Genomic DNA, 3,876 nt, shown 5'->3' with positions numbered 1-3,876 from the left:
GAGACAATCTCTTCCGGCTTCGGTCGCTTGTTGGCCATTCTCGATCCTCCGTTTCCTAATCATAACGGCGGACCACTTCACTGGGGGAGGATCATTGCCATGCAGCCAAGAATTGCGGGGCAGGCTGATCAGGGTTGTGGAAGATTGAGCGGATCGCATGCGGCGGTGGCGACTTATAATTCTCGATGATATCCGGTCGCATGGCCGTCTTCCTCAGTCTCGAGGGAATGAGCTTTATTCCGGCCATGATTATCCTGTCCGGGTCTCTCCCCGTTTACAGATTGCTCTTGGCGGCGCTTGTCTTTCATCAGATCGCTGAAGACAAGAATTCCGTAATTTTCCCAGAATTCCTCATCGAAATATTCCATTTTATCCTTGGGCCATATGAAATCGGTCCACTCGGAAAGCCTGTCATACTGGCTGTGCCAACGAAGCTTTTCCCTTTCAAAGGGAGACCAACGCGCACGCCTGTCGATATGAACCTTCCTCATCCCATGCCACTGGGAACGTATGGGATAGTGTTTGAGGAGAAATTTGTAGGGAAACTCAACAGCAGACGGGAATCTTGCTACATGTCCGCCGCTGTTCGACAAATCCACTCTGGCAGCGCCTTGAAACCAAGCTTTCGCCTGGACAAAATGTCCGGGTTGATCGCCGAACTCGAAATATCTCATATTATTTATTGAGAATGTTGCATTCTCTATATTTTCGACGGGCCTGAAGTTTATGAGATTGAAACTCACTCTGTTAGCCCCCAGGTGCGAAGCGATCATCAATCCCTGTGCGAGAGTGGTATTCGCGAATGGAGATCGTCGGATTTCATCGGCATCCGTGTGAATAATCCATCGTCCCGGATTGGACAGCGCAATTTCTTCTTTACGGATGAGAATTTTTTTCCATTCATAGTAGCGTGCCGGCCCATCCGAGGGGAAGCGCTCGCAATGGATGCGGTCGGAATGCAGCTGCTTGAGCCGTTTGATGATTTCCCAAGTGCCGTCGTTTGACCAGTTGTCAATTGCCGCAACGTCACATCCCTGGTCCAGTAGATCCAGGACCACTTCCGAGATCACATCGCTTTCATTGTAGGCGGCCAAAATGGCCAGCGGTCGGTGCGGTTGGCTGGCCAGTTCTTTGATCGCACTGGTGATCGCGGGGTCGTGGAGCGAAACTATCCAGCGCTTGCCGCCCATGTCCAGAATGCGACCGACATAGACCGGTGGCAGATTCCGGGCATGAAGGAGAGTGGTATGGTGGTCAAGAAATGCGCGTGGAAATCTCTCCCCCAGGTCCGGACCGGGGTCTGGATCGGGGACCGCCATCAACAACAAGGCGCCTCGCGCCAACGACGCGACCAGGGACCCCAACTGGCCGGCCCAGCCGCTCTTATCGCTGAAAATGCCGATAATCACTGCCTGCTCGTTCGCAAGCCCGGCAATGTCGACCTCACCTCCTGCCGGGGGAATGTGCGCTACTTCACAGTTCCGCGCGTCGCCAGCTTCCAGGATCAAAGTGCGGCCGGTAGCACGCTGAAGATAGTCAGCCAGGTCACGTAAGCAGATCTGCTGAACTCGGCGAACAGACAAGGCAGGCTATCCCTCTCGATTAAATGATACGGTCGATTACGCTGTTGCTGGCGGTTGACATGCGAGTTTCGGCCATGCGAATCGACTGTTCATGCCTTTACATATGTAGGGTCGTTCAGGTCTGATCAGCGCGCAACAACTTAACCTCAAAAACAACAAAGGGGAGGCCTCCTAAAAATAATGCCATGAATGCCCATAAAGGTTCGAGCAGTTCAAGAGACTATACGCAACGGCAACCAATCGGGCTTGCAAGCTACCAGCGGTCGTTTGGTCTTAAATTCATTCACGAATCCGACCCCCTTCCCGACACAGATCCTCGCACAAGGATCCTGGTTTCAACCCATCGTTATGGCATGCCGTCGGATCTTGCCGGAAAATCGGTCGCCGTAGTCGGCAACGGTTGTGTTCAAAACTCCGGGAAGCTGATTGACGGCTGCGACGAGGTCATCCGCATTTCCACAATGCGAAACTGGAATCGAGCTTCAGAGCACGACGGGGTTAAAACAACAATCTGGGCGGGGCATCCATGGCTGGTTGTTCGGCGAAAGGCAGACGGCGAACTGGCACCCAACCCTCGGTTCGCCGAATTGGCAAGAGCCGGAAGCCAACTCTGGGCCGCATCACCTTTCCATATCTCCGTCGATTCCTACCGGTGGCTGAAGGCCGAGGGGCATCTTGAACGCCTTTTGGTCGCGCCCCCTCCTGCCGAAATCTACGAAATCGGTTGCTCATACTTTGATGCTGAAGAACTTCGTCTTCTCTTCTCAATCGCAAGGCAAAGAAAGAATGTTATCGGGTTCAGTAATTTTGACCTCCTTCTTACGGGGACGCGAATCGTTTTGATGCTTGAGCTCTGCGGGGTTACTCGAATCAGCTTATTTGGAACAAATTTGTTTGGCTTCTCCAGAGATGGTGTTTGGTTCGGACACGACTTGATGTTCGACTACAAGGTTCTTATGAGGGTGAGGAAGCGCTTGAAAGAAAAGGGAGGAGAATTTCACTGGCCCGATGAACGATCTGTCAAGAAAAGCATGATTTTTAGTAAATTCAGGTTTTCAATATAATGAAATTCGGCGTCCTTACATTTGGATATGATGGATTTTTAAATTTTCCAAAACAATTGGAAATTGATGGTTATTATGACGTTAATCTCGGAGATAATGCGCAGTCAATTGCTGTAAGAAGAATATACAAGCAATTAGGTATAGATGATATGAATATAGTCGAAGTTAACCGGGACACTCTCCCGGAATACGCTGGTGGAAAAACACTTCTTATCATGAACGGTGTATTCTACCGGAACTCATTTCCACTGCCGGCCGGGATCATTCCTGTGTTCATCGGCTTCCATGCTCCCGAGAACGTCATCGCCGAACAGCAAGAGCTTTTGAGGAGATACCAGCCAATCGGTTGTCGTGATGAGATCACAACTGCGCGGATAAGGAAGCTTGGAATAGAGGCTTTTACGACCGGCTGCCTTACGCTCACGCTTCCAAACAGAGCCGACAAACCTGAGACGCCCAAGCTTTTAGTCGTCTATGGGAGCGGTGCCGGATATCTTCCGCCCATGGCGATTAAGAAAGCTCCAAGCAGACTTCTTAACAATGCAGAACTGATTTACCATCGTTTTCACGCCAGCAAATTTCCTTTCGATGCAGAAATGCGCCGCGAGGCGGAACTGTATGAGCAGGCTTTGTTCAAGAAATATTGCAGAGAAGCAACACTCGTTCTAACATCACTTCATCACGTCGCAACACCGTGTATGGCCTTTGGAATTCCCGTCATTATTTGCCGAATGAGGAACGATGCCCGGTTTAGCATGGTCGAAAAGCTGCTGCCCATCTATACGCCCGACAAATTCGACGAGATCGACTGGAATCCGCCGGCAGTGGATATAAGCCGGGAACGCACTGATTTGTTACGTCTTGCGAAGGACGAAATTACGACAGCGTTACAGAAGGGGTCTGCCGTCAGTCGGTAATAAGACACTTCCAGTAAGGCACCAGGCGCAGCTTCAAAGTCCTATATTGTCCTGCTTTGCAGATATCCGGTATGATCCTCCCCCAGTGAAGTGGTCCGCCGTTATGATTAGGAAACGGAGGATCGAGAATGGCCAACAAGCGACCGAAGCCGGAAGAGATTGTCTCGAAGTTGCGGCAGGTTGAGGTTCTGATGGGGCAAGGCCTGTCCCGTCTTGATGCGATCAGGCGGATCGGCGTTGTCGAACAGACTTATTACCGCTGGCGCAAGCAATATGGTGGGATGGGCGTAGATCAGTTGAAGGAACTGAAGC

The 3,876-nt window shown here is 51.1% G+C and carries 5 protein-coding genes; 4 read left to right on the top strand and 1 reads right to left on the bottom strand.

Annotated elements, in window-relative coordinates:
- A partial coding sequence (locus tag L598_RS21665) for a hypothetical protein (protein ID WP_210245034.1) occupies window positions 1-189 on the top strand: 189 nt, incomplete at its 5' end.
- Here the strand turns inward: L598_RS21665 and L598_RS20485 are convergent.
- A complete protein-coding gene (locus tag L598_RS20485) occupies window positions 174-1,583 on the bottom strand; it encodes a glycosyltransferase family 2 protein (protein WP_144865731.1) in 1,410 nt (469 codons plus the stop codon). The genes L598_RS21665 and L598_RS20485 overlap by 16 nt on opposite strands.
- Before the next feature lie 185 nt (window positions 1,584-1,768).
- Between L598_RS20485 and L598_RS20480 the strand changes: the two genes are divergently transcribed.
- From L598_RS20480 to L598_RS20470, 3 genes are all read left to right on the top strand, one after another.
- The gene (locus tag L598_RS20480) at window positions 1,769-2,647 is read left to right on the top strand and encodes a hypothetical protein (protein WP_144865729.1); all 879 of its coding nucleotides are present in this window, start codon (window positions 1,769-1,771) and stop codon (window positions 2,645-2,647) included.
- Complete coding sequence (locus tag L598_RS20475; RefSeq protein ID WP_144865727.1) at window positions 2,647-3,564, top strand: polysaccharide pyruvyl transferase family protein; 918 nt, start codon at window positions 2,647-2,649, stop codon at window positions 3,562-3,564. Before L598_RS20480 ends, L598_RS20475 begins: the two co-directional genes overlap by 1 nt.
- Before the next feature lie 128 nt (window positions 3,565-3,692).
- The coding region (locus L598_RS20470; RefSeq protein ID WP_144861970.1) for a transposase at window positions 3,693-3,876 on the top strand (184 nt) is incomplete at its 3' end.

This window comes from Mesorhizobium sp. J18 (assembly GCF_007829525.1).
In the GTDB taxonomy this organism is placed as follows: domain Bacteria; phylum Pseudomonadota; class Alphaproteobacteria; order Rhizobiales; family Rhizobiaceae; genus VLJP01.
The sequence above is the reverse complement of the archived record's forward strand: the minus strand, read 5'-3'. Positions and strand labels throughout refer to the sequence as shown.

Bases quoted from the DNA above. Each gene is read 5' to 3' on its own strand.
- L598_RS20475 (WP_144865727.1), top strand. From the start codon at position 2,647: ATGAAATTCGGCGTCCTTACATTTGGATATGATGGATTTTTAAATTTT.
- L598_RS20480 (WP_144865729.1), top strand. From the start codon at position 1,769: ATGAATGCCCATAAAGGTTCGAGCAGTTCAAGAGACTATACGCAACGG.